This window comes from Sorangium sp. So ce1036 (assembly GCF_051369805.1).
Classification (GTDB): domain Bacteria; phylum Myxococcota_A; class Polyangia; order Polyangiales; family Polyangiaceae; genus Sorangium; species Sorangium cellulosum_F.
Genome location: NZ_JBBMOX010000001.1, coordinates 9489547 through 9511739, shown reverse-complemented (window position 1 = coordinate 9511739; position 22193 = coordinate 9489547). Strand labels below are relative to the sequence as shown.

21 protein-coding genes and 1 pseudogene are annotated in these 22193 nt (G+C 72.0%); 10 read left to right on the top strand and 12 right to left on the bottom strand.

All coding sequences use genetic code 11. The annotated features are described in order from the left end of the window. Positions 1-388: 388 nt before the first annotated feature. Both WMF31_RS35790 and WMF31_RS35785 read right to left on the bottom strand, forming a co-directional pair. On the bottom strand, positions 389-781 hold the full coding sequence (locus WMF31_RS35790) for a hypothetical protein (protein WP_436606237.1): 393 nt from the start codon (positions 779-781) through the stop codon (positions 389-391). Positions 782-810: 29 nt separating this feature from the next. Then, positions 811-1962: a zinc-dependent alcohol dehydrogenase gene (locus tag WMF31_RS35785; protein ID WP_436606236.1), complete on the bottom strand. Its 1152-nt coding sequence runs from the start codon at positions 1960-1962 to the stop codon at positions 811-813. 101 nt (positions 1963-2063) lie between these two features. On the opposite strand from WMF31_RS35785, the gene WMF31_RS35780 reads away from it, so the two are divergent. Further along, a complete protein-coding gene (locus WMF31_RS35780) occupies positions 2064-2201 on the top strand; it encodes a hypothetical protein (protein WP_436606235.1) in 138 nt (45 codons plus the stop codon). 150 nt (positions 2202-2351) lie between these two features. On the opposite strand, the gene WMF31_RS35775 is transcribed toward WMF31_RS35780, so the two are convergent. Next, positions 2352-2954 (bottom strand): hypothetical protein, encoded by a 603-nt coding sequence (locus WMF31_RS35775; protein WP_436606234.1) that lies wholly within the window; start codon positions 2952-2954, stop codon positions 2352-2354. A 387-nt stretch (positions 2955-3341) separates the two neighbouring features. Here WMF31_RS35775 and WMF31_RS35770 point away from each other — a divergent pair, with 387 nt between their 5' ends. From WMF31_RS35770 to WMF31_RS35760, 3 genes are all read left to right on the top strand, one after another. Continuing rightward, the gene (locus WMF31_RS35770; protein WP_436606233.1) at positions 3342-4541 is read left to right on the top strand and encodes a glycosyltransferase; all 1200 of its coding nucleotides are present in this window, start codon (positions 3342-3344) and stop codon (positions 4539-4541) included. A gap of 288 nt (positions 4542-4829) precedes the next feature. Further along, positions 4830-5648: a family 43 glycosylhydrolase gene (locus WMF31_RS35765; protein ID WP_436606232.1), complete on the top strand. Its 819-nt coding sequence runs from the start codon at positions 4830-4832 to the stop codon at positions 5646-5648. A 161-nt stretch (positions 5649-5809) separates the two neighbouring features. Further along, complete coding sequence (locus tag WMF31_RS35760) at positions 5810-7480, top strand: DEAD/DEAH box helicase (protein ID WP_436606231.1); 1671 nt, start codon at positions 5810-5812, stop codon at positions 7478-7480. Positions 7481-7522: 42 nt separating this feature from the next. Here the strand turns inward: WMF31_RS35760 and WMF31_RS35755 are convergent, their stop codons facing one another. From WMF31_RS35755 to WMF31_RS35730, 6 genes are all read right to left on the bottom strand, one after another. Next, positions 7523-8557, bottom strand: a complete 1035-nt coding sequence (locus WMF31_RS35755; protein WP_436606230.1) for an NADP-dependent oxidoreductase — start codon at positions 8555-8557, stop codon at positions 7523-7525. A 178-nt stretch (positions 8558-8735) separates the two neighbouring features. Beyond that, positions 8736-9338, bottom strand: coding sequence for a TetR/AcrR family transcriptional regulator (locus tag WMF31_RS35750; protein ID WP_436606229.1), 603 nt, complete (start codon positions 9336-9338; stop codon positions 8736-8738). After that, positions 9335-9535 carry a hypothetical protein gene (locus WMF31_RS35745; protein ID WP_129344381.1) on the bottom strand — a complete coding sequence of 67 codons (201 nt, stop codon included), beginning with the start codon at positions 9533-9535 and terminating at the stop codon, positions 9335-9337. Before WMF31_RS35745 ends, WMF31_RS35750 begins: the two co-directional genes overlap by 4 nt. 271 nt (positions 9536-9806) lie before the next feature. Beyond that, entirely contained in the window at positions 9807-11051 is a 1245-nt protein-coding gene (gene zigA / locus WMF31_RS35740; RefSeq protein WP_436606228.1) for a zinc metallochaperone GTPase ZigA, read from the bottom strand. A 363-nt stretch (positions 11052-11414) separates the two neighbouring features. After that, positions 11415-12740, bottom strand: coding sequence for a hypothetical protein (locus WMF31_RS35735; protein ID WP_436606227.1), 1326 nt, complete (start codon positions 12738-12740; stop codon positions 11415-11417). A 98-nt stretch (positions 12741-12838) separates the two neighbouring features. Then, on the bottom strand, positions 12839-13600 hold the full coding sequence (locus WMF31_RS35730) for a helix-turn-helix transcriptional regulator (RefSeq protein ID WP_436606226.1): 762 nt from the start codon (positions 13598-13600) through the stop codon (positions 12839-12841). Positions 13601-13721: 121 nt separating this feature from the next. Between WMF31_RS35730 and WMF31_RS35725 the strand changes: the two genes are divergently transcribed. From WMF31_RS35725 to WMF31_RS35705, 5 genes are all read left to right on the top strand, one after another. Further along, positions 13722-14444: an SDR family oxidoreductase gene (locus WMF31_RS35725; protein WP_436606225.1), complete on the top strand. Its 723-nt coding sequence runs from the start codon at positions 13722-13724 to the stop codon at positions 14442-14444. 297 nt (positions 14445-14741) lie between these two features. Beyond that, on the top strand, positions 14742-16490 hold the full coding sequence (locus WMF31_RS35720; RefSeq protein WP_436606224.1) for a cellulose binding domain-containing protein: 1749 nt from the start codon (positions 14742-14744) through the stop codon (positions 16488-16490). Between the two features lie 43 nt (positions 16491-16533). After that, complete coding sequence (locus WMF31_RS35715) at positions 16534-16794, top strand: hypothetical protein (RefSeq protein WP_436606223.1); 261 nt, start codon at positions 16534-16536, stop codon at positions 16792-16794. Continuing rightward, positions 16781-17725 carry a LysR family transcriptional regulator gene (locus tag WMF31_RS35710; protein WP_436606222.1) on the top strand — a complete coding sequence of 315 codons (945 nt, stop codon included), beginning with the start codon at positions 16781-16783 and terminating at the stop codon, positions 17723-17725. The genes WMF31_RS35715 and WMF31_RS35710 overlap by 14 nt, the downstream gene beginning before the upstream one ends. A gap of 14 nt (positions 17726-17739) precedes the next feature. Continuing rightward, on the top strand, positions 17740-18369 hold the full coding sequence (locus WMF31_RS35705; RefSeq protein WP_436606221.1) for a class I SAM-dependent methyltransferase: 630 nt from the start codon (positions 17740-17742) through the stop codon (positions 18367-18369). Positions 18370-19241: 872 nt separating this feature from the next. Here the strand turns inward: WMF31_RS35705 and WMF31_RS35700 are convergent. The 3 genes and pseudogenes from WMF31_RS35700 to WMF31_RS35690 all read right to left on the bottom strand — a co-directional run bounded on the left by WMF31_RS35700 (position 19242) and on the right by WMF31_RS35690 (position 21105). Further along, positions 19242-20174, bottom strand: coding sequence for a Uma2 family endonuclease (locus tag WMF31_RS35700; protein ID WP_436606220.1), 933 nt, complete (start codon positions 20172-20174; stop codon positions 19242-19244). Between the two features lie 246 nt (positions 20175-20420). Next, positions 20421-20537, bottom strand: a pseudogene (locus WMF31_RS35695) (NUDIX domain-containing protein); the annotation flags it as partial. A 172-nt stretch (positions 20538-20709) separates the two neighbouring features. Beyond that, positions 20710-21105, bottom strand: a complete 396-nt coding sequence (locus WMF31_RS35690; RefSeq protein ID WP_436606219.1) for a RidA family protein — start codon at positions 21103-21105, stop codon at positions 20710-20712. A gap of 164 nt (positions 21106-21269) precedes the next feature. Here WMF31_RS35690 and WMF31_RS35685 point away from each other — a divergent pair, with 164 nt between their 5' ends. Further along, positions 21270-22166, top strand: coding sequence for a LysR family transcriptional regulator (locus WMF31_RS35685; protein ID WP_436606218.1), 897 nt, complete (start codon positions 21270-21272; stop codon positions 22164-22166). Positions 22167-22193: the final 27 nt, after the last annotated feature.

Here is a 22193-nt window from a genome sequence, read left to right as displayed (position 1 = left end):
GGCAAGCGACCGCGAAACCCAGGGCCGTCTTACACTTCTTCGCCGGACGGCGTCGATGTACTTTTCGTCGCGGGTCGGCCCGGGCTGCGTCGGCCTCGGCGGCGAGGATCCTCGCTGCGAAGCGCGGGCTCACCGTCGAGCGATCCTCCTGGCTGGCGCTTCGCGGCAGGCGGCGGGCGTGGCGCGTGAAGCGGGCGTGGCGTGGTGGGATGCGTATCGCCGGGCGTGAATCGGTCGGACCTCACGACCGTGCGCGAGGTTCAGGCCGCGCGCGCGGGTATCGGGCCGCACCGCGGCCGCAGAGCGGCCCCGGGCCCGGGAGGGGGGCGTGCGCGCCGTCACGCCGGCGCGACGAGGCGCGCTGTCGCCCCGGCGTGGGGCGTCGCCGTCACGCGCCCGTCGGCGCCGCGCTCCCGGGCCGATCGGCCCTTCGGGCCCGTCGCTTGAGCCGGAGAGGGAGGCTCGCGATGACGTCGAGCCGATCGGCGAGGCCCAGCACGAGCCAGTGGGAGAGGCGGTGATCCGGGATCGCGTAGGCCACGCGGCGCAGCGCGCCGCGCACGCCCCTCGGCGGCAGCGCCGTGCTGAACACCGGCGTCGGGCGGGCGAGGCCCGGGTGCGTGATCACCCGTCCCTCGATGGGCTGCCGCGCGGGCTCTATCCAGTGCGCGTCGGGCAACAGGTGTGGCGGCGCCTCCCTCGGGACACCGGGCCTGTCCTCCGGACACAGGTCCGCGCCCCAGAATGGCAGGTCCCTGGGAAGCATGATCTCGATATCCATGGTCGCCTCCTCCTCTCCCATCGAGAAGCTCACCCGGCCTCGTCCGGGATGAGCACGGCCTTGATGATCCCGTCGGTCCGCGCCGCGAACAGGCGGTACATCTCCGGCGCCGACTCGAGCGGGACGCGGTGGGTGATGAGCGCCCTGGGATCGAGGTTCCCCTTGCGGATGTGCTGGAGCAGGTGCGGCATGTACCGCTTCACGTCGCACTGACCGGCCTTGAGCGTCAGGCCCTTGTTCATGGCCGCACCGACGTCGATGAGGTTCCACGGCGGCCCGTAGACGCCGACGATCGAGACCCTGCCGCCGCGGCGGACCGACTGGATCGCCCAGTTGAGGGCGACCGGCGAGCCGGCCTCCAGCCGGAGCCGCTTGCCGAGGAGATCGCGCGCCAGCGAGCCGCTCGCCTCCAGGCCCACCGCCTCGATGCACACGTCCGGTCCGCGGCCGTCGGTCATGTCGCGGAGGACGGTCACGACGTCGGGGACCTTGCTGAAGTCGACGGTCTCCGCGCGGGCGTAGCAGCGCGCGAACGCCAGGCGGTAATCGATCGAGTCGACGGCGATGACCCGGCGCGCGCCGAGCAGCCAGGCGCACCGCTGGGCGATCAGGCCGACCGGCCCGCAGCCGAAGACCGCCACGGTGTCCGCGGGGGTGATGTCGCCCATCTCCGCGGCCTGGTAGCCCGTGGGGAGGATGTCCGAGAGGAAGAGCACGTCCTCCTCGGAGAGGTCGTCCGGGATCTTCATGGGCCCGACGTCCGCGAAGGGGACGCGGACGCGCTCGGCCTGGCCGCCCTGGTACCCGCCGGTCGTGTGCGAGTAGCCGAAGATGCCGCTCATGAGGGTGGAGAGCGGGTTGGTGTTCTCGCAGGCGGAGGTGCGCTCCCGCTGGCAGAAGAAGCAGGTGCCGCAGGCGATGTTGAACGGGACGACGACGCGGTCGCCGCGTTGCAGCGTCTGCACGCAGGGGCCGACCTCCTCGACGACCCCGGTGAACTCGTGACCGAAGATGGTGCCGACGCGCGTGTCGGGCACGTATCCGTGATAGAGGTGCAGATCGGAGCCGCAGATCGCCGCGCGCGTCACGCGCAGGATCACGTCGTTCGGGTGTTGAATCCGGGGCTCCGGGGCCTTCTCGACACGGACGCAACGCGGGCCATGGTACGTGAGCGCGAGCATGCGGTTATCCCTCCACTCGGCTCGACGAGCAATGCAAGGGGTGAACCGGCCGGGGGCGCTCCTGGGTGCACCCGGCGTGAGCGCTCCGGTGTGCACCCGGCGTGAGCCTCGGGTGTGCGGAACTCCTGGCGAGCGGCGACAGCAGGGCGAGCGGCGACAGCAGGGCGAACGGCGCGGGGGCGCGGAGCTGGGAGGAGCGGGCGTGCCAGCGCGGCCGGATCGGCGCCGCGCGCGCGTGATCGACGGACGCCGCGGGCCGCAGGGGAGCCCGCGGCGAGGCGCTGGGCCCCCTCACTCCTGCTCGGGCACGCGCCCCGGGACGCGCGGGGACAGCGGGAGCTGGACGCCCTCGGACAGGTTGCCCTTGCCGGGGACGTGGTTGACTCTCTCTATGCGGCGCGCCGCGCGAGGGCGAGGGCGCGGCGGCCGCGGTCCGTCAGGGCGAAGTGGCCGTCGACGAGGCCCTCGGCGACGAGCTCGCGCGCCCAGCGCCAAGGCGGCTCGGTGTCCGGGCGCTCGACCCAGGCGCGCAGGGCGTCGAGCGCCTCGGCGGGCAGCTCGAAGCGCTCGCGGAACGGCGGGAGCGTGCCGACGCGGAGCTCCGTGCCCGCCGGGTCGGCCGCGAGGTCGAGGCCGCGTCGCCGATCGTACACGGCGCCGTCGACCTCGATGTGGATGCCGCCGGCCTTCTCGCGCGCGACGGCCTCGGAGCCGACCTCGGAGCGGCCGCGGAAGACGAGCGGCGACACCGGCGGCGGCTCGTCCGGCGCCGGCCCGCGCCGGTGCAGGTGATCGCGCCAGGCTCGCCGGAGCGCCTCGTCGGGGATCGCCTCGGCGAGCGCGCGCTCGAAGCGGTCTTCGATCTCGAGGACGCGCGCGTCGAGCTTGCGCCGGACCGACTCGGCGGTGGTCCGCCGGTGCTCGTTGTGAACGTGGTTGTGCTCGTGGACGAGCGCCAGCAGGTCGTCGCGGCTGAGCGGTGGCTTGATCATGGGTGCCTCCGTTCCCTCCCTGGGGTCGGCGATCGCGCTCCGCGAGGGACGATGCGTGAGGACTGGGGGAGGAGCTTCCAGCCTCCATCGAAGCGCGGCCACGCGCTCGCCGAGCGGGCCGCGCCGGCGGCCTCACCGCGCGCGTGGGGGCGGACGGCCAGGCGACCCGACCGAGGTCGGGGTAACGCCTGGAAAAAACGGTCTGACGGGCGGTCACCTCCGGCCGTCTGGGCCTGAACGGATGATCCGTGGTACAGGCGCCCTCGCGCCGCCTCCCGTTCCACGATGTATACCGGAGCTCGGGCGTTGATACGATGAAAAGTCGCATCCGCGGTGCCATCGTCGCCGCCGTCATCCACGCGACGCGTGGTGGAAGGGAGATGGGCGATGCGGGTATTGCTGACGGGCGTGGGGACGCGCGGTGACGTGCAACCCGTGGTGGCCCTGGCCGCCGAGGTGCGGCGCCGGGGGCACGACGTGAGGCTGTGCGTTCCGCCGAACTTCATCGAATGGGTGGGAGGCCTGGGCTTCACGGCGACCCCGATCGGAATCGCGATGCGTCCACCGAGCGGGGCCGCCGCCGCGCACGCCTCCACGCCGACGCCGGAGCAGGTCCGAGCGCTGGTCGAGCACCTCGTGAGAGACCAGTTCGATGCGACCGCGTCGGCCGCCGAGGGGTGCGACGTGATCGTGGCCGGCGGAGCGCACCAGTACGCCGCGCGGTCCATCGCCGAGCGGCTGGGCATCCCGTCCGTGGTCGCCGTGTACGCGCCGGTGGCCCTGCCGTCGCCGGATCATGCGCCCGGCGGGGAGCCCGGGGGCGACGCGGAGTCCAACCTCCGAGGCTGGCAGGACGAGTCGCGGAGCTGGAACGAGCGCATTCTCGAGCGGCTCGACGACAACCGGAGGCGGCTGGGCCTGGGGCCGCCGAGCGACGCTCTCGGCCACGTCCTGGGCGAGGATCCGTGGCTCGCGGCGGACCCGGTCCTCGGGCCGCTGCCGGCGACGCCTGGCCTGCGGGTCACGCAGACGGGAGCCTGGCTCCTCCCCGACCCGACGCCGCTCGCCCCCGCGCTGGAAGCGTTCCTCTCCGCCGGCGAGCCGCCCGTCTACGTCGGCTTCGGCAGCATGCCTGCGGACCCGCAGACCGGCCGCACCGTCGTCGAGGCCGTGCGGGCCGCGGGGCGCCGCGTCGTCCTGTCGCAGGGGTGGGCCGAGCTCGCGCTGGTCGACGACGCCCCGGACTGCATTGCGATCGGCGATGTCAACCAGCAGGCGCTGTTCCCGAGGGTCGCCGCGGTGGTGCACCACGGCGGGGCGGGGACGACCGTGACCGCGGCGCGCGCGGGCGCCCCGCAGGTGATCGTCCCGATGTTCGCCGATCAGCCCTACTGGGCCTCGCGCGTGCGGGCGCTCGGGATCGGGGCGTCCGTGCCTCGTCGCGCGCTGAGCGCGGAGTCCCTCCGGGCCGCGCTGGGGGACGCCCTCGAGCCCGGGATCGCCGCTCGCGCGGCCGCGATCGCCGGCGCCGTGGCGGTGAATGGCACGGCCGTCGCCGCCGACCTCATCGAGCGGGCCTCCGCGTGAACCTGGGCTGATCGCCTCGACGCCAGCACGCCGGCGCCGCGCGCCTCCTCCTCGACCTGGCGGCGTGGCGCGCAGGGCGCGACGCGCGCGCCGACGGCTGCGCGGGATAGGCCACGACGTGCGCTGGATACGCCCGCTCGCCCGAGCGAGCTGCGCGACTCGAGCCGCCGAGCCGCGGCGTGGCGCCCCGGATCCCTGGCGGAAACGGCTGGAATTTTTTTTCGGATACATCCGTCGCACGACGTCGAGAACAACAACCCGGAGGACAACGAGGGCTCGCACTTCGACATGAGGGATTACCACGTGTACTCCTTCGACGATGTGACCTGCGAGGTCATCGACCACGGCGTCGCGCTCGCCCTTGGCGACGTGCCGTGGGCGCAGAAGCAGCTCTGGGCGCCCGACGCCGCGTACAAGAACGGCACGTATTACCTGGTGTTCCCCGCCAAGGACTCGAGCGGGATCTTCCGCATCGGCGTCGCGACGTCCTCGTCGCCGACCGGGCCGTTCAAGGCAGAGCCGGAGCCGATCGCCGGCAGCTTCAGCATCGATCCGACGGTGTTCATCGACGACGACGGGACCGCGTATCTCTACTTCGGCGGCCTGATGGGCGGGCAGCTCGAGCGCTGGCGCACGGGCACGTACAACGCCGGCGGCACGGGGCCGGGCAGCAGCGAGCCGGCGCTCGGCCCGCGCGTGGCCAAGCTCTCGGCGGATCTCAAGAGCATCGACGGCGACGTGAGCGAGATCCGCATCAACGACGCCAGCGGCAACGCGATCACGGCCGGCGATACCAACCGGCGCTTCTTCGAGGCGGCCTGGCTGCACAAGTACGACGGCACCTACTATCTCTCGTACTCGACGGGCGACACGCACTACCTCGTGTACGCCACGGGCGACAGCCCGACCGGGCCGTTCACCTACCGCGGTCGCCTGCTCAACCCGCCCTCCGGCTGGACCACCCACCACTCGATCGTGCAGTTCAAGGGCGACTGGTTCCTCTTCTATCACGAGAACGCGCTCTCCGGGAAAACCCACCTCCGATCCGTGGAGATCGCCGACCTCACCCACAGCGCCGACGGCACCATTCCGACGATCGACCCCTGACCCGAGCAGCGAGCGGCGCCGCCCCGCTCGATGAGCTCCCCTCTTCCCCAGGTCACCCCTGGCTTCGCCCTCGGCGAGCGCCCGCGCGGCGCCGTCCCGCGCCGTGGAGGGCACGGACAGGGGCGCCGGGCTATGCTGGCGCGCCGACAGCACGAGAGCTCATGACCAGCCCCACGACATCCTCCGCGCCGGCGGGCCCCGCCGCGCCCGCCCTGCGCCCTTACCAGCGCGCCGCCGTCGACGCCGTCCTCGCGGCCCGCAGGCGCGGCGTCCGGCGCATGGTCGTGTGCCTCCCCACCGGCGCGGGCAAGACGGTCATCTTCTCCCATCTCGCCCGCCTCGCCAGGCGGCAGGTCCTCGTCCTCGCCCACCGCGAAGAGCTCCTGTTCCAGGCCAAGGACAAGATCGAGCGCGCCCTCGGCGGACAGGCCACGGTCGCCGTCGAGCAGGGCGAGCTCCGCGCCTCGTCGGACGCGCGCGTCATCGTCTGTTCCATACGCTCCCTCCACGAGAGGCGGCTGGAGCAGGTCAAGAGCGGCCGCGACATCGGCCTCGTGATCTACGACGAATGCCACCACGCCCCCGCCGAGGACAACCGCCGCGTCCTCCGCCAGCTCGGCGCCTTCGACCCCGCGTGGACCGGCACCCTGCTCGGGTTCACCGCCACGACGGCCCGCGGCGACGGCAAGGGCCTCGACGAGGTCTTCGAGGCGATCGTCTACAGCCGCACCCTCCCCGAGATGATCGCGGACGGCTACCTCGTCCCCCTCGCCGGCTACCGCGTCGCCACCGCCACCGACCTCTCCCGCCTCGACCCCGGCGGCCTCGACTTCGCCACGGACGAGCTCGCGGAGGCCGTCGACCTGGAGGAGCGCAATGCGCTCGTCGCCCGATCCATTCAAGAGCTCGCCCGCGACCGCCGCACCATCGCCTTCTGCGTCACGGTCGCGCACGCCAGGAACCTCTCGAAGGCGCTCAACCACCTCGGCGTCCGGGCCGCGACCGTCCACGGCGACATGCCTTCCGACCTCCGCGGCCGGATCCTCGCCGATTTCCGGGCAGAGCGCGTCCAGGTCCTCACCAACGTCGCTGTCCTCACCGAGGGCTTCGACGATCCTGGCGTCTCGTGCGTGGCGATGGCCCGCCCCACCCGCTCGGAGGGGCTCTATGCCCAGTGCGTCGGGCGCGGCACGCGCCTCCATCCGGGCAAGAGGGATTGCCTCATCCTCGATTTCGTCGACCTCTCCTCGCTCGCGCTGTGCACGCTCCCCTCGCTCTTCGGCATGCCGCGCGACCTCGATCTCGAGGGCAGGGACGCCGCGGAGGCGAGCCGCTTCTACCGGCAGGTGACCTTCGATTACGCCGGGTTCGAGGTCGAGGCGGGCCGCATCACGCTGCGCGAGATCCAGGAGCGCGCCGCCCGCTTCGATCCGCTGAGCCTCCGCGTCGACCCCGAGGTGATGGCCATCTCGCGCAATGCGTGGGCCTCTCTCGGCCGCTTCGGGCTCGCGCTCCATTTCGAGAGGAAGCCTGGAGCGATCAGCGAGGTCGTCGTCCTCGCCCGCGGCGGTCGCGGCAAGCGGTGGCACGTCCTCCTGGATGGCGAGCTGGTCGAGCGCTTCTCCACCGTCGAGGAGGCGGTGGCCGCGGTCGATTACGAGGTCGCGCGCCGCGGCCCCGCGGCCGGGGCCTCGGCGCGCCACGACGCGCCGTGGCGCAGGGGAAAGCCCCCCGCGCCGCTGCCGGTCGAGCCCCCGAGGGGCTATCCCCCGCCGAGCACCCTGGAACAGGCCATGATCCTCGCGGTGTGGGCCAGGGTCACCGCGCCGTAGGCTCGGCCTGCCACGCCGGAGCCGCCCGGCGGCGTCGGCGCGTCAAGCGTCGGCGACGCGCACCACGAGCTTGCCGAAGTTGCGCCCCTCGAGCAGGCCGATGAAGGCCGCCGGCGCGTTCTCCAGCCCGTCGACCAGGTCCTCGCGCAGCTTGACCCGGCCGTCGGCGACCCACGCGCCCATGTCGCGGCGGAACGCGTCGTAGCGGTCGGCGTAGTGGTCGAGGATGACCAGGCCCTGCATGCGAATGCGCTTCTGCAGCACCGCCGTCATCAGCAGCGGCAGCCGGTTCGGGCCGGGCGGCAGCGTCTCGTCGTTGTAATGCGCGATCAGGCCGACCACCGGCACGCGCGCGCCGATGTTGAGCAGCGGCAGCACCGCGTCGAACACCGGGCCGCCGACGTTCTCGTAATAGACGTCGATGCCGTCCGGGCAGGCGACCGCGAGGCGCTCGGCCAGCCGCGGGTCGCGGCGGTCGAGGCAGACGTCGACGCCGAGCTCCTCGACCGCGTGGCGGCACTTGTCGGCGCCGCCGGCGATGCCGACCACGCGCGCGCCCTCGAGCTTGGCGAGCTGCCCGACCACCGCGCCGACCGCGCCGGTCGCCGCGGCCAGGACCACGGTTTCGCCCGGCGCGGGCCGGCCGATCTCGAGCAGGCCGACGTAGGCGGTGAACGCGGGCATGCCGAGCACGCCCAGCGCCAGCGACGGCCGCGCCATCTCACCGAGCTGGACCAGGTCCTGACCGTTCGAGAGCGCGTAGTCCTGCCAGCCGGCGTTGCCGAGCACCAGATCGCCGGCGCGGAACTGCGGATGCCCGGAGGCGACGACGCGGCTCACCGTGCCGCCCACCATGGGCTCGCCCAGCCCCACCGACGGCGCGTAGACCGGCGGGATTTCGTCCATCACCTGGCGCATGTACGGATCGAGCGAGAGGTACAGCGTGCGCAGCAGCACCTGACCTTCGCCTGGCGTCGGTATGGCGGCTTCGTCGAGACGGAAGTCTCGCGGCGTCGGCAGGCCGCGCGGACGCGCGGCGAGGATGACGCGGCGATTGACGGGTTCGCGTTGAGGCATGGGCTACTCCTGTGCTGTGGCGTGGTGTGAGGCGGAAGTGTTCTGCTGGATCGCTCCGGCGCGCCGCTGGCGCGGTCGAGCGCGGATGAGGCGAGCGCGGCGCGCAACCACGCACGAGTAGACCGGTCGTCTAGAGCCCCGGCGCGAACAAGGCGGAAGAGCATGCACCTCTCCCGCCTCAGGCGGCGTGCGCCAGACCCAGCAGTTGCCGCGTGATGGCCATGGCCGTGTCCAGCGGCGCGCGGTCGCGGGCGATCTTGGCCAGCAGACTGGCGCCGAGCCAGCTCTGGTAGAGCGCGACCGCGACGGCCTGCGCGTCCTGCCCGGCCGGCAGCGAGCCGTCCGCCCTGCCGGCCTCGATGCCGCGCGCCAGGCGTTCGACGATGCCGCGGGTGCCGCGCTCCAGCGCCGCGCGCATGTTCTCGGACAGATCGCAGACCTCCGCGCCGAGCTTGACCACGAGGCAACGCCGCTGCGCCTCGTCGCCGGTCTGCGAGTCGAGCCAGTCGCGGAAATAGCCGATCAGCCGCTCTGCGGCCGTGCCCGGCTGCGCCAGGAGCGCGTCCATGCGCGCCAGGTAGCCGGCGAAATAGGCCTCGAGCACCGCCTCGCCGAAGGACTCCTTGGAACCGAAGTAGTGATAGAACGAGCCCTTCGGCACCTGCGCCGCCGCCAGCACCTCGGCCAGGCCGACCGCCGTGAAGCCCTTCCGCAACAGCAGCGGATGGGCCACTTCGAGGATGTGCCGGCGGACGTCGGTGGTGGCGGCGGTCGCGTTCAACAAGCCGCACGGTAGCACCTAGTAGACCGGTCGTCTATGAAGAACTGGACGGCCGCGAGGCGACCCGTCTCGTGCTGCGCCGGCGAGCCGTGCTCCAGCGGATCGAAGAGCGGCTCATGATCGATACGGCCCTGGATCCCGCCGCTGTTCGCGTCCGCGATCTGCCACTCGCTGTTGCGGTCGTCGTGATTGGCCACGTCAGCGCAGCGCTCGCCTCATCTCCGAGAGCAGGAAGTCCCAGACCGCCGCGACGCGCGGAGCGTCGCTCGCGGAGGGGCGTGCGGTTTCGAGCGATGGTCCGCGCGCCGGAGCGCTCGCCTCGCTGCCGGGCGTCGAGCTCGTGGGCGGCGACTTCGACGATCGGGAGACGCTCGCGCGAGCGCTCGCGGGCGTGGAGCGCGCAGGGGCGGCTCGCGCAGGGGCCGCGCGCGACCCTCCCTGCGCTGCGTCGCTGTCCCGGCGAGGAGGCTACGCCACGAGGTGCTCGAGCGGCCCTGTCTCGGCCTCCTCGGCCTCCTCCCACGCGGGGAACGGATCGTCGAGCCGGCGCCAGCCGGAGGGGCCCTCGGCCATCTCGTCCGGGGTGAGCAGGCAGGCGTCGAGTCCGCGCGTGAGCGCCTCACGATTCATGTCGACGCCGATGAAGACGATCTCCTGCCGCCGGTCGCCCCAGGTCGGGTCCCACGCGGCGTCGATCGCGGCGCGCGTCTCCTCGTCTCCGGGCCACTCCGCCTCCGGCAGGGCCGCGTACCACCTGCCCGCGGCCTCGAAGGAGGCCGCGCCGCCGGCCTGCGACCAGGCGCCGGTGACGCTCATGCGCGTCGCGAGCCAGAAGAACCCCTTGGAGCGGAGCACTCCATCCCAGGCGCTCGCGCCGTGAAGGAGCTGCCAGAGCCGCCCCGGGTGCATCGGGCGGCGGGCGCGGTAAACGAAGCTCTGGATCCCGTACTCCTCGGTCTCGGGCACGTGCTCGCCGCGCAGCTCCCTCATCCAGCCGGGCGCGCGCGCCGCCTCCTCGAAATCGAAGCGCGCGGTGCCGAGGATCTCGCGCGGATCGACCTGACCCCGGAGGGACCTGAGGATGCGGGCGCCGGGGTTCAGGTGCCGGAGCATCGCCGTGAGCCGCTCGACCTCGTCCTCGCCCACGAGATCCGTCTTGTTGACGACGAGGACATTGGCGAACTCGACCTGCTCGACGAGCAGATCCGCGACCGTGCGCTCGTCGTCGCCGTCCAGCGCGGCCTTGCGCGCGCGGAGGTCGTCGGCGCTCGTCCAGTCCGCGAGGAACCGCTGCGCGTCGACCACGGTGACGAGCGTGTCGAGCCGGGCGACCTCCGACAGGCCCTCGCCGGTCTCCGGATCCTCGAAGGTGAACGTCTCGGCGACGGGGAGGGGCTCCGAGATGCCGGTCGACTCGATGAGCAGGTAATCGAAGCGCCCCTCCCGCGCGAGCCGGGCGACCTCGACCAGGAGATCCTCCCGGAGCGTGCAGCAGATGCAGCCGTTCGACATCTCGACGAGCCGCTCCTCCACCCGGCGGAGCGCCGCGCCCCCGCCCCGGACGAGCGCCGCGTCGACGTTGACCTCGCTCATGTCGTTGACGATCACGGCGACCCGCAGGCCGTCGCGGTTCGCGAGGACGTGGTTGAGCAGCGTGGTCTTGCCCGCGCCCAGGAAGCCGGACAGCACGGTGACGGGGAGCTTTCGGGTCACGACAGAGCCCTCTCTACGGTGGGAGCCGCGCGCCGCGGCGTGGGGCGGGGAGGGTTAGTGTACCAAGGATGCAATTGCAACAAAATTTCATTTGTGACGCCGAGCGTGCGGCCGGGCCCGGTCACGGCCGCGGGCGGCGACGGCGGGGGCCGCGCGCGTGGCGGTTCATTTCTCGGTCGATTGACGTGGTGGGCGCGCTTGCACTCCTGCGGGAAGTTGCCCCGGATCAGCAGAAGAGCCGCCAAGGCCGCCAAGAGGAGAGGGGGAGGGCTGTCGCAGCATTTCCCCCTCCTGTTCCCCTTATTTCTTGGCGCCCTCGGCGGCATGGCGGTTCGCCTTCCAGGCCGACTTCCCGCAGTGGAGCTAGCGCTTCTTCTTCGGCTTCTTCTTGGGCTTCGGCAGCTTCATCTTCTTCGGATCCTTGGGCGCCCAGGGCACGCGCGTGTCGATGGGCAGGATGTCCTCGTGGGGCAGGGCGCGCTCGCCCTCGCGCTTCACCGCGAACGACGCGGAGACCACGTTGACCTTGTGCGCCCCGACGTCGGACAGATCGCCTTTGACGCGCAGCCCGATGGGGATGCAGAAGCGCCTCTTCCGCTCCTCCTCGTCCGCGTCGGCCGGCGACGGCGCCCCGACGCCGGTCGGATCCGACCGCGCGCCGATCTGACTCGGGTCCTCGATCGCCTGCTGGATCTGCTCGAGCACCTCCTCGGCGCACACGAGCTCCGGCCTGGGCTTCTTCTTGCTGCCCGAGGGATATTGCACCTTGGACTCGACCTTGACCGTCACGGTCACGGGCGCCCGGTCGGGCCCCATCTGCATCGCGCGCCCGGCGAGCGTGCCCCGGGCCGCGCCCACGATGCGGTCCCAGGTGGGGCCGTCGCCCGCCGTCGCGCTCACGAGGCGGACGCCGAGGACCTGGCCGTCGGCGCCCAGCTTGACCTCGAAGGTGGCGCGGGCGTCGAGGGGCGCGGCCGAGGCGCGCACCGCGTCGGCCAGCGTGGTCGCCACCAGGCCCGCGGCCGGGACGCTGATCCCGACGGCCTTGTCCTTGCTGTGGAGGGTGCCGCTCAGCACCTTGCCCGCGATGGCGAGATCCACGGGCGGAGCAGGCGCGGCGACCGTCGGGGCGGGGCGGGGCGCCTCGGCGCTGGGCAGGGCGCCGGGGAGGGTCCAGAGGGGCGCGCCGAGCCCGGGCGCGAGCGCGACGCCCCCGCCCGCCGCCGGGGGAGGCCCGCCGTACTCGTCGGCGGGCGGCACCGTGGCCGCGGCGCCGGGTCCTGCGGCCACCGCCGCCGGCCCCTGGGCCGCGCCCGCAGGCGCCGCGGGCTCGGGGGTGGGCGCCGCGGGCTCGGGGGTGGGCGCCGCGGGCTCGGGGGCGGGCGCCGGCGTCGAGCGCGCGGCAGAGGCGACCTTGGCGGCCGCGGCCGCCGGCGCGGGCGCCTGCGTCTTCTCGACCGGGGCGGCCTTGCTGGCCTCCACCGGCTCGCCCGCGGCCGGCGGCGCGGCCCCGGGGCCGGCCCGGGGAGCGTCCCCTTCGAGCTCCAGATCGATGCCGTCCACGAGATCGGGCGGCGCGGCCGGGACCTCGATGGCCCGCTCGCGCGCCGGCGCCGCGAGGATCGCGAGGTGCGCCGCGAGCGCCACCACGACCGCCGCGGCCTCGCGCCCCCGCGACGAGATGCTCACCGCCTCCTCGATTCAAGGCGACCGCGCATCCCGGGATCCTAGCACCCCTGCGGCAGAGGCCGTCCCCTCGCAGCAGGAAACCGTCACCCAGCGCGGCATCAGACCGCGCGCGCGTACTGGCCCGGCGTCGTGCCGACGATCCGTCGGAAGTGCCGGTTGAGCTGGCTCTGATCGTAGAGCCCGACCTGCGGCGCGACGTCGCGCGGCCTCACGCCGGCGGCGAGCAGCGCCTTCGCGCGCAGGATCCGCAGGCGCGTGAGGTAGGCGTGCGGTGGCATCCCGACCTGGGCGCGGAACGCGCGGCACAGATGGTACTTGTCGAGGCCGGCGTGCGCGGCGAGATCGTCGAGCGTGATCGCCTCGGCGAGCCGCGCGTGAAGGAGCTCCACGGCGCGGCGCACGGGCCGGGTGCGCTCGCTCGGCTGATCGGCGACCGCGCCGAGCGCCGCGATCGCCTCCGCCACCGCGACCTCGAGCGCGAGGCGATCGGCGCCGCGCTCCACCGCCGCGTGCAGCCGCTCGAACGGCCGCGCGCGCTCATCGCCCGCAGAGAGCTGCGGCTCGACGCGCGCGCGCTTGCCGATGACGCGCTCGACCCCCTGCGCCGGCAGCAGGATGACCTGGAACACGCCCGGACCGTCGCGTGCGATGTCGCGGTGGACGTCGCCGGGTTGCTTCAGCTGGAACGAGCCCGGGGCGCTGCGCCAGACCTGGCCGCGGCTCCACCACTCCGAGCGCCCCGCGTCGATCCGGGTGATCGCGTACGCGTCCTTCATGCAGACGTGGAGCTCGTCGGTCGACCAGCGCATGGCGCGCACGCCGGGAGCCGAGACCGTGAGCTCGTCGGTGTGGATCGTCATGCCTCGAGGATACCCCCGCGCTCCGGGGCGGGCTTGGGCGTTCTTGGCGGCCCGGTGGGGCGTCGTGAAGCTGCCAAGAACCGCCAAGGCGCGAGTCCCGCGCGTCGCCATCTGAGGGCGCATGACATCCAAGCTCATCGCCCTGGTCACCGGGGCCAACAAAGGTATCGGTCTGGCGATCGCCCGCGAGCTCGCGCGCCGCGGCGCCCTCGTCCTCGTCGGCGCGCGCGACCCCGGGCGCGGCGAGGCCGCGGCCGCCCAGATCCGCGCGGAGGGCGGCGACGCGCGCGCGCTCGCGCTCGACGTCACCCGCGCCGACACGATCGCCGCCGCCGCCGCGTGGATCCGCGCGGAGCTCGGCCGCCTCGACGTGCTCGTCAACAACGCCGGCATCGCCAAGGTGGGAGCGCCGAGCGCCACGGCGCTCGCGGACGTCCGCGCCGTGTTCGAGACCAACGTGTTCGGCGTGATCGCCGTGACCCAGGCGATGCTGCCGCTCTTGCGCGAGGCGCCGGCCGGGCGGATCGTCAACGTGTCGAGCCGGCTCGGCTCGCTCACCGCGATCAGCGACCCCGCGTTTCCGAATCGCGGGATCGGCGGCGTCGCCTACGGCCCGTCGAAGAGCGCGCTCAACGCGGTCACGGTCGCGTTCGCCCAGGAGCTCGCCGGCACGCCGATCAAGGTCAACGCCGCGTGCCCTGGCTACACCGCGACCGATCTCACCAACCACAAGGGGCCGCGCAGCGTCGCCGAGGGCGCGCGCGAGCCGGTGCGGCTCGCGCTGCTCGGTCCCGACGGACCGACCGGCACGTTCTCGGACGACGACGGCCCGATCCCCTGGTGAGGCCGCGCGCGTGTCCCGCGCAGCGCCAGACCAGGTGAACCCATCCGCTGCGCTCGTCGGCGACGATGTGGCACGGCGGCTCCGCAAGGGGCCGCCCCGGCGGGTGACGATTTCCTGAAGGCGCGGCGCCCGTGCCACCATCCAGGATGAGGCCATGGGCGCGATCTCGACGAAGTGCGCGTTTTGCAGCGCCCCTGCACCAAGAGCCGCCGATCACGGCCGGTCGGCGCGTGCGCCTTTCCGACTCCACTCCATCGCGCCGGGGCCGATGGACATCGCCAGAAAGAGGTGCTGTTGATGGGATCACGACCGAGATCGTCGCGGAGCGACCAGCAGAGGACGCGACCGGCCGCGCGCCGGCGCGCGGCGCCCCTCGCCGCGAGGGCGGGCCTCCAGGCATGCGGCTTCCGCCTCGCGTCGCTGGCCGTCGTCGTCCTCTGCCTCGCGTGCCATCCCGGCGAGAGCCTCGCCGCCACGACCGAGACCGACTTCACCGTTCAATACGCCAACTACGACGCAGCCGCCCCGAACGACACCATCATCGAGGCCGGCATCCGCGTGCGCAACAACACCCCACGGTCGGTGCCGCTGAGCAGCATCGTCGTGCGGTACTGGTTCACGAAGAACGGCGCCGCGACGGTGACCCCGGCGTGCTGGTGGTGGAGCCCGTCGTGCAGCAACATCACGCTGGCGACCGGCACCGTCTCCCGGTCCGGCGCCGATCGCTACGTGGAGATCCGCTTCTCGAACGGGGCCGGGAGCCTGGCCCCGGGGGCCACGACCCAGCCGATCGACCTCGGGATCCAGCTCGGCGTGAATGTCAGCGAGGCCGACGACTACTCGTACGGGAACCAGGGCACGTTCTCCGACTGGAGCCGCATCACCGTGCACGACGCCGGCTCCGCGCCCACGGGCGGCGTGCGCGGCGGGGCGCCGCCGAGCGGCGGCGTGGCGGTCCCCGCGGCGCCGACGTCGCTCACGGCCACGGCGGCGAGCTCGAGCGCGATCGCCCTGAGCTGGTCCGCGAGCGGCGGCGCGACGAGCTACAGCGTCTACCGGTCGACCACGCCGGGCTTCACGCCCGGGGGGAGAAACCGGATCGCCTCCGGCGTGGCCTCGACCAGCTACGACAGCGCTGGCCTCGCGGCGTCCACCACCTACTACTACAAGGTCACCGCCTCGAACGCGGGAGGCGAGTCGACGGCGTCCAGCCAGGCGAGCGCGACGACGCTCGCCGGGAACCCTGTCACCGCCGAGTTCTTCGACGATTTCAGCTATACAGGCACCGGCGACAGCAGGTTCCGCGACGGGTGGGCGCTGCGGACCTGGTCGGGCGGCCCCGGCGTGAAAGGCGCGCAGTGGCTGTCGTCGAACATCTCGCTGATCACCGACCCCCAGGACCCCGCCAACAAGCTGATGCGGCTCCAGGGGACCACGGACGGCACCGCGGCTGGCAGCTCGCAGGCCGAGGTCATGTCGACCTCCGACAAGTTCCGTCTGGGCACCTACGCCGCCAGGGTGAAATTCCACGACGCGCCGCTGTCCGGCGCGCGCTTCCTCGCCGACAAGCCGATCGAGACGTTCTTCACGATCACCGAGTATGTCGAGGGCGACCCGGACTACTCGGAGCAGGATTTCGAGTACATGCCGAACGGCGGCTGGGGGCAGGGCGACGACAGCACGATGTGGCTGACCTCGTGGGAGACGACGACCGACAAGCTATCGACCCTCGTCCCGGAGAGCCACGACGGCTGGCACACGCTCCTCCTCCAGGTCACCAGCTCGTCGATCACCTACTACATCGACGGCGTGGAGGTGCCGGGCGCGACGCACCCCGAGAAGTTCGCCCCGGAGGCGGGCCAGCACCTGAGCTTCCAGGTCTGGTTCGACGAGCTCGACGCGGCCCAGCGCAGCTCGCGCACGTACCACGAGGACGCCGACTGGGTGTACTTCGCCAAGGACGCGATCCTGTCGCCCGCCGAGGTCGACGCGAAGATCGCCGCCCTGCGCGCCTCGTCGGTCGCCCGCAAGGACACGGTGCCCTGAGCCGGCGACCGTCGACACGCCCTCGGCGCCGGCGTCGGCCGCGATGGCCCGTGCCATCGGGATAGCGCTGCTGGTCGTCGAGCGCCAGAGCCGCCACGTGATGCCCGCCGGCCTGCGCCGCTGCTCGCGCGAGGCGCCCTGTCGCGACGACGACGTGTGCGCCAGGACGGGCGCGGGCCAGGGCGCGGCGGATCCCCTCGACGTGGAGGCGATGGCCCGCAGCTCCCTGGGGTCGGGGGGCGCATCTGCGCAGGTCGCGCGCGCCCGCGAGGGGTATGATCGCCGGCGTCGTGGACTGGGATGACGTCCGCCATTTTCTCGCGCTCGCTCGTACGGGCTCCGTCCGCGCGGCGGGCTCGACGCTCGGCGTGAGCCACTCGACCGTGGCGCGGCGGGTCGAGGCCCTCGAGACGCGGCTCGGCGTGAAGCTGTTCGACCGGCACCGCGACGGGTACTTGCTGACGGGCGCGGGCCACGAGATGGTCTCGGGGGCGGAGCGCGTCGAGCGGGAGATGGCCGCGCTGGAGCGCGGCCTCGCCGGACAAGACGCGCGGCTCGCGGGGGCCGTGCGGGTGACCTGCACCGACCCTTTCATCGCGAAGATCCTCGTCCGCGCCCTGGCGAGCCTCTGTGAGCAGCATCCCGGCATCGAGATCGAGCTGGACGCCGACGCCAAATACCTGGATTTATCGAAGCGCGAGGCCGATGTCGCGGTGCGCGCGCTCTTGCCGAGCGCGTCCCCGCCGGAGCACCTGATCGGGCGGCGGCTCGTCCCCATCACCCTCTGCAACTACGTCGCGACGGCGCACGCTGCCCGGCTCGACCCCGAGCGCGGCGCGCGCTGGCTCGGATCCAACCCGCGCAAGCTCACCGAGGAGCTCGTCGCGTCGTCGAGCTATCCGGAGCTTCCGATCTGGGGCACGTTCGAGTCGATGGCGGTCATGATCGAGGCCGCGCAGGCAGGCCTCGGCTTCATCCTGTTGCCCACGTACGCGGGCGATCCGGAGCCCGGGTTGCAGCGCCTCGCGAAGCCGGACCTGCGCCACGTCGGCGACTTCTGGCTCCTCAGCCACCGCGACCTCCGGGACAACGCGCGCCTGCGGGCCGCGCGCGAGCGCATCACCGCGGCGTTGACAGCGCGCGCAGCGCTGTTTCGCGGCGAGGCCGAAAGGTGGCGCGAAGCTGCGCCCCTGCGTCACGAACTTGCACCAGGCGCAGACGCGCCGGACGCGTAGAATCGTCGACCACGATGAGCGCCAACGCCAAGTTCTGGGATAACGTCGCCGAGAAGTACGCCGCCATGCCGGTGAAGAACGTCACGGCCTTCGAGCGCAAGAAGGCCATCACCCGCGAGCACCTGCGCCCGAGCTCGATGGTCCTCGAGATCGGCTGCGGCACCGGCTCGCTCGCCCTGGCGATGTCGCCATTCGCCGGTCACATCCACGCGATGGACGTCTCGGCCGAGATGCTCCGCATCGCCGACCAGAAGAAGCAGGCCCAAGGCGTGACCAACGTCACCTTTCTCCAGGGCACGCTGGACGGGCCCGCTCCGTACGAGCCCGAGCACTTCGACAGCGCCTGGGCGTACTCCATCCTCCACCTCGTGCCCGATCGAAGGCGCACCCTCAAGACCATCTTCGACCTCCTCAAGCCCGGCGGCTCGTTCATCGCGTCCAACGTCTGCCTCGGCGACACCTGGGTACCCTACGGCGCGATCATCACGGTGCTGCGCTGGTTCGGGAGGGCGCCGGCCGTCCACATCTACGATCGTGAGACGATTCTCCGCGAGATGCGCGAGGCAGGGTTCGTCGAGATCGAGGAGAGGGAGATCGGTGCTGGGGGGATGGTTGCGTTCGTCGTGGCGAAGAAGCCGGGGTAGCGCGCGGCTCGCTGGAAGCTGGGTGAGTCGAGCACCATCCGAGCTACAGCGGCGTGTGGGTCGGGGCGCCAGGGCGCCGATCTGCTGGAATGCGTGGCAATTCAGGATCTCGAGGCGCCCCAGCGGCTCATCCAGGAGGCGGCGTAATTCATTGAAATTGTACGATCTTCAATGGGTTCGTCGCTCTCGTACGACAGCCGCACGTCGGTGAGCAGCGAACGAGCTGAGCTCCACCGCTGTGCGGGCGAGCCAAGCGTCACGATCGTCCGCCTGCTCATCGAGATCAGCGTAGATTTCGCGACGTGCGGCTGTAGTACCAGTCAACAGCGGTGCAGGTTCGCAGGAGGACCCAAACGATGCCGTACACAACGAAAAGAAAGACCACGAGCTCGACGGTCCAGCCGAAGATGTAGATCAGCCTCAGGTGCCCTGATCTCTCGTTCGATGTCGCTCGCCTCCACCCTCTCTGGACGTCGTGCGGGCGGGCCAGATGCCAAACTCCCTGCGTCTTCTTGCTCGCGCTCGCCGTTCATGACCAGGTCCGTAGCATGCCGCGTCGCTGCCGCACCCGTGCGCGGCCCGACGTCCGGCATCACGCCAACCACCCGATCCAGGTGGGGCGCCCCGACGTCAGAGCGGCGGGCCGAGACCGCGAGGGCGTGGACCAGCAGCCAGCGCGATCCGGGCGACCGCTCCGGTATCGCCGCCCCGGCGCGTCTTTCCGCTCAGGGGGTCGCGCGCTCGTGGTGCCGGTGCTGCGGAGGCCGACGCGGCCGACGCGGGCGTCGAAGAGGAGGCGGCTCGACGAGAAACGGCGCACGAGCGAGAAGAAGCACGTGCGCCGCGGCGGGGAGAGCGACTGACAGCGACCGTCAACGCTTGCGCCGGGAGCCCGCGACGACCTCGGCCGCCGTGGCCGCGGTGGCCGCGCGCTTGAGCCATCGCCGCAGCTTGGTCGGATCGTCGCAGCCGGCGATCGTGCGAGCCACCTTGGCCGGCACCACGACCCCGCGCGCTTGCAGCACCGTGGTGATGGCCTCCTGCGCCATCCTGAGCTCGCCGAGCAGCGCGCCGCGCGCTTCTCCGCGCGCCTCGCCGCGCGCCTCGCCGAGCGCCGCGCCGCGCGCCTCGCCGCGCGCTTCGCCGAGCGCCTCGCCCTCTGCGAGCGCCGCCTCGAGCGCGGGCACGCGCTTCTCGAGCAGCGCGCGGGCCACGGCGTCGTCCGAGGAGGTGGCGTCGAGCAGCGCCTGGATCGGTAGCGGGAGCACGAGGCATCGGTCCTCGATGACCGCATCCTTCGCGAGCGGCTGCCAGCCGTCGGTCTCGCGCGACCATTCCAGCACCCGGCGCTGCTTCACCAGGATGCAGAACACCCGCCGCACGCCCCGAGCGATCAGCCGGCGCGCCTTGCTGGTCGGCACGGCGAGGGCTTGCTTGTCGCTGACCTCGAAGGCCAGCTCCTCCAGCCGCCGGTGGCCTCCGCGATCGGGCTTCTGCGAGAAGACGCTGGCGTCGGGCGCATAATCGCTGCCGCAGTCGGCCCGGGTGAGCATGTCGACGGCGCCCCGGTAGCCCGCGGCGACGTGGGCGCCGAGGACGTAGGTCAGATCGAAATGCTGCGTCGCGTGCGGCGCATCGGCCGGGGCGGCGAAGAGCTCGGCGCCGTCGAGGTACTCCACCCGCGTCTCGGGCGGGGCCAGCCGGTCGTCGACGTGCGGGCGGGCCCTGCCGCTCGAAGGCGCCTGGACCGTGCGACCCGACGCGCCTGCGCCGGGGGCGAGGAGGACGTGTTCGTGCCTGGGCATGGCCTCCAGCATAGCCCAGCCGGCGCCCGGCAGGGCTCGCAACGCCGGAGGCGAGGCGGACGCGCTGAGGTCGGGCGCGGGGAGTGGTCAGATTGGACCATGAAGGCGGGAAGGTGGGACGAAAAGATCAATGATCTTCTCGCTTTCCCGCCTTCATGTGAACTCTCTCCGGGCAAATGTGACCATGACCCGGGCGCGCGGCGCGGATCAGCCGTGCGCTCTCAGGCAGCCCAGCTCGTAAAGCCTTGTCTCCTCGAGCAGCTCGCGCGCCGCCGCGTCCTCCGGGGTCTCGCCCGGCTCGACGCCGCCGCCGGGGAGCTCGTCGAGGATCCTGTCGGGCCCCGGCCTGTACTGGCGCGCCAGGTCCATGTCGTCGTAGTTGCCCCAACCGGCGGAGCCGGCGCGGAACTCCCAGTTGCCTGCCTTGGCCATCGAGCCGGGCTCGATGACCGAGGGGGCGAAGAGCGACCAGCGAAAATAAGCGCCGCGCGCCCATCATCGACCGGTTGTTCTGGCGGGATTTCTGACGCGGGAACTAGCTGGTGTGCGCAACGGCGCGGATCTCAATCAGTTGATGTGGGAACGCCAGCCCCGAAACGCCGATGAGGGTGCCTGCCGGACGATGTTGCCCAACATATTCCTTGTACAGAGCAACGCACCGCTCGAAATGCTCGCTCGGGTTCGTCAGGTAAATGACCACCTCGGCGAGGTTGGACCTCGTGACGTTGAACCCCGCCAGCACCCGATCGAGGTTCTCCAGCGTCTGCCGGGCCTGCGCCTCGAAGTCGCCCTCACCGATGAACGCGCCCTGCATGTCGTGGGAAAATTGCCCCGAAATGTAGATGGTGCCGTGGATGCTGTACCCCTGGGTGACGCCGAAGCCGTCTTCCCACGGAACGCCGTGGTTGTAGGTGGTGGCCTTCTGTGTCATGTGAGCTTCCTCGCTGTTTGTGGTTCCTCGTCGCGACATCGACGAGGCGTCGAGAACCGTAGCCAGCCCATTGGCGAACGGAGGTCTACACAGACGCGAAGAAATTTCTTGACGGTTTCCATGCGCCCTGCTCATCCCAGCGCCGGAGCAGATGGAGTTGCAACATGCTGCGCGCGAACCTGAACGAGATCCTCGTCTTCATGGCCGTCGTCGAGGAAGGGAGCTTCATCGCCGGGGGGCAGGCGATGGGCCTGACCAGGTCGGCGGCGGGCAAAGCCGTGAATCGCCTGGAAGACAGGCTGGGCGTGCGCCTCCTGAACCGCACGACCAGGGCGCTGAGCCTCACCGATGAAGGTCGGGTGTTCTACGACCGGGGTTTGCAGATCCTCGCGGCCGTCGACGAAGCAGAGGCGAGCGTGGCGGGGCGCTCCGGCACGCCACGGGGGCTCCTGCGGCTCACCGTCCCCGACGCCTTCGGGCGGCTCGTCGTTCTGCCGCTGCTGCGGAAGTATCTCGAGGCCTGGCCCGACATCCAGGTGGAGGTGAGCTTCACCGATCGCCAGGCCGACATCGTCGAGGAGGGCTTCGATCTGGCCGTGCGGATCGGAGAGGCGCCCCCGGACACGCGGCTGGTCTCCCGGGTGGTCGCCAGGTACAAGGCCGTGCTTTGCGCCGCGCCGTCCTACCTTGCCGGGCGTGGTGAACCGCTGAACATCGATGACTTCGCTGACCACGACTGCTTGATCTTCAGCAGCCGCAATCGGAGGCAGAGCTGGCGCTTCCTCGGCGACGATGGAGCCTGGGTCAAGGCGCAAGGACGAAGCCGCCTGCGGCTGGATAGTGGAGAGGCCATCCGGGATGCGGCCGTCGCAGGGCTCGGCATCGCGTTTCTTCCGGACTTCCTGGTGGCCGAGGACCTGGCTGCCGGTCGCCTCCAGCAGGTGCTACCCGACCTCGAGGCAGGGGACGTGAAGATCGTGGCGATCTACCCGACGCGACGTCTCCTGGAACCCCGCGTCAGGCGCTTCATCGATCTCATGGTCGAAGAGCTCGGGAGCTGACGCCGCTGACATTCAGGCGACGGAGGA

Excerpts from the sequence above, each read along its gene's own strand:
- WMF31_RS35690 (WP_436606219.1), bottom strand. The coding sequence starts at position 21,105 with ATGACACAGAAGGCCACCACCTACAACCACGGCGTTCCGTGGGAAGAC.
- WMF31_RS35730 (WP_436606226.1), bottom strand. The coding sequence starts at position 13,600 with ATGACGATCCACACCGACGAGCTCACGGTCTCGGCTCCCGGCGTGCGC.
- WMF31_RS35785 (WP_436606236.1), bottom strand. The coding sequence starts at position 1,962 with ATGCTCGCGCTCACGTACCATGGCCCGCGTTGCGTCCGTGTCGAGAAG.
- WMF31_RS35775 (WP_436606234.1), bottom strand. The coding sequence starts at position 2,954 with ATGATCAAGCCACCGCTCAGCCGCGACGACCTGCTGGCGCTCGTCCAC.
- WMF31_RS35770 (WP_436606233.1), top strand. The coding sequence starts at position 3,342 with ATGCGGGTATTGCTGACGGGCGTGGGGACGCGCGGTGACGTGCAACCC.
- WMF31_RS35705 (WP_436606221.1), top strand. The coding sequence starts at position 17,740 with ATGAGCGCCAACGCCAAGTTCTGGGATAACGTCGCCGAGAAGTACGCC.
- WMF31_RS35720 (WP_436606224.1), top strand. The coding sequence starts at position 14,742 with ATGGGATCACGACCGAGATCGTCGCGGAGCGACCAGCAGAGGACGCGA.
- WMF31_RS35765 (WP_436606232.1), top strand. The coding sequence starts at position 4,830 with ATGAGGGATTACCACGTGTACTCCTTCGACGATGTGACCTGCGAGGTC.
- WMF31_RS35760 (WP_436606231.1), top strand. The coding sequence starts at position 5,810 with ATGACCAGCCCCACGACATCCTCCGCGCCGGCGGGCCCCGCCGCGCCC.
- WMF31_RS35685 (WP_436606218.1), top strand. The coding sequence starts at position 21,270 with ATGCTGCGCGCGAACCTGAACGAGATCCTCGTCTTCATGGCCGTCGTC.
- WMF31_RS35755 (WP_436606230.1), bottom strand. The coding sequence starts at position 8,557 with ATGCCTCAACGCGAACCCGTCAATCGCCGCGTCATCCTCGCCGCGCGT.
- WMF31_RS35715 (WP_436606223.1), top strand. The coding sequence starts at position 16,534 with ATGGCCCGTGCCATCGGGATAGCGCTGCTGGTCGTCGAGCGCCAGAGC.
- WMF31_RS35790 (WP_436606237.1), bottom strand. The coding sequence starts at position 781 with ATGGATATCGAGATCATGCTTCCCAGGGACCTGCCATTCTGGGGCGCG.
- WMF31_RS35700 (WP_436606220.1), bottom strand. The coding sequence starts at position 20,174 with ATGCCCAGGCACGAACACGTCCTCCTCGCCCCCGGCGCAGGCGCGTCG.
- WMF31_RS35725 (WP_436606225.1), top strand. The coding sequence starts at position 13,722 with ATGACATCCAAGCTCATCGCCCTGGTCACCGGGGCCAACAAAGGTATC.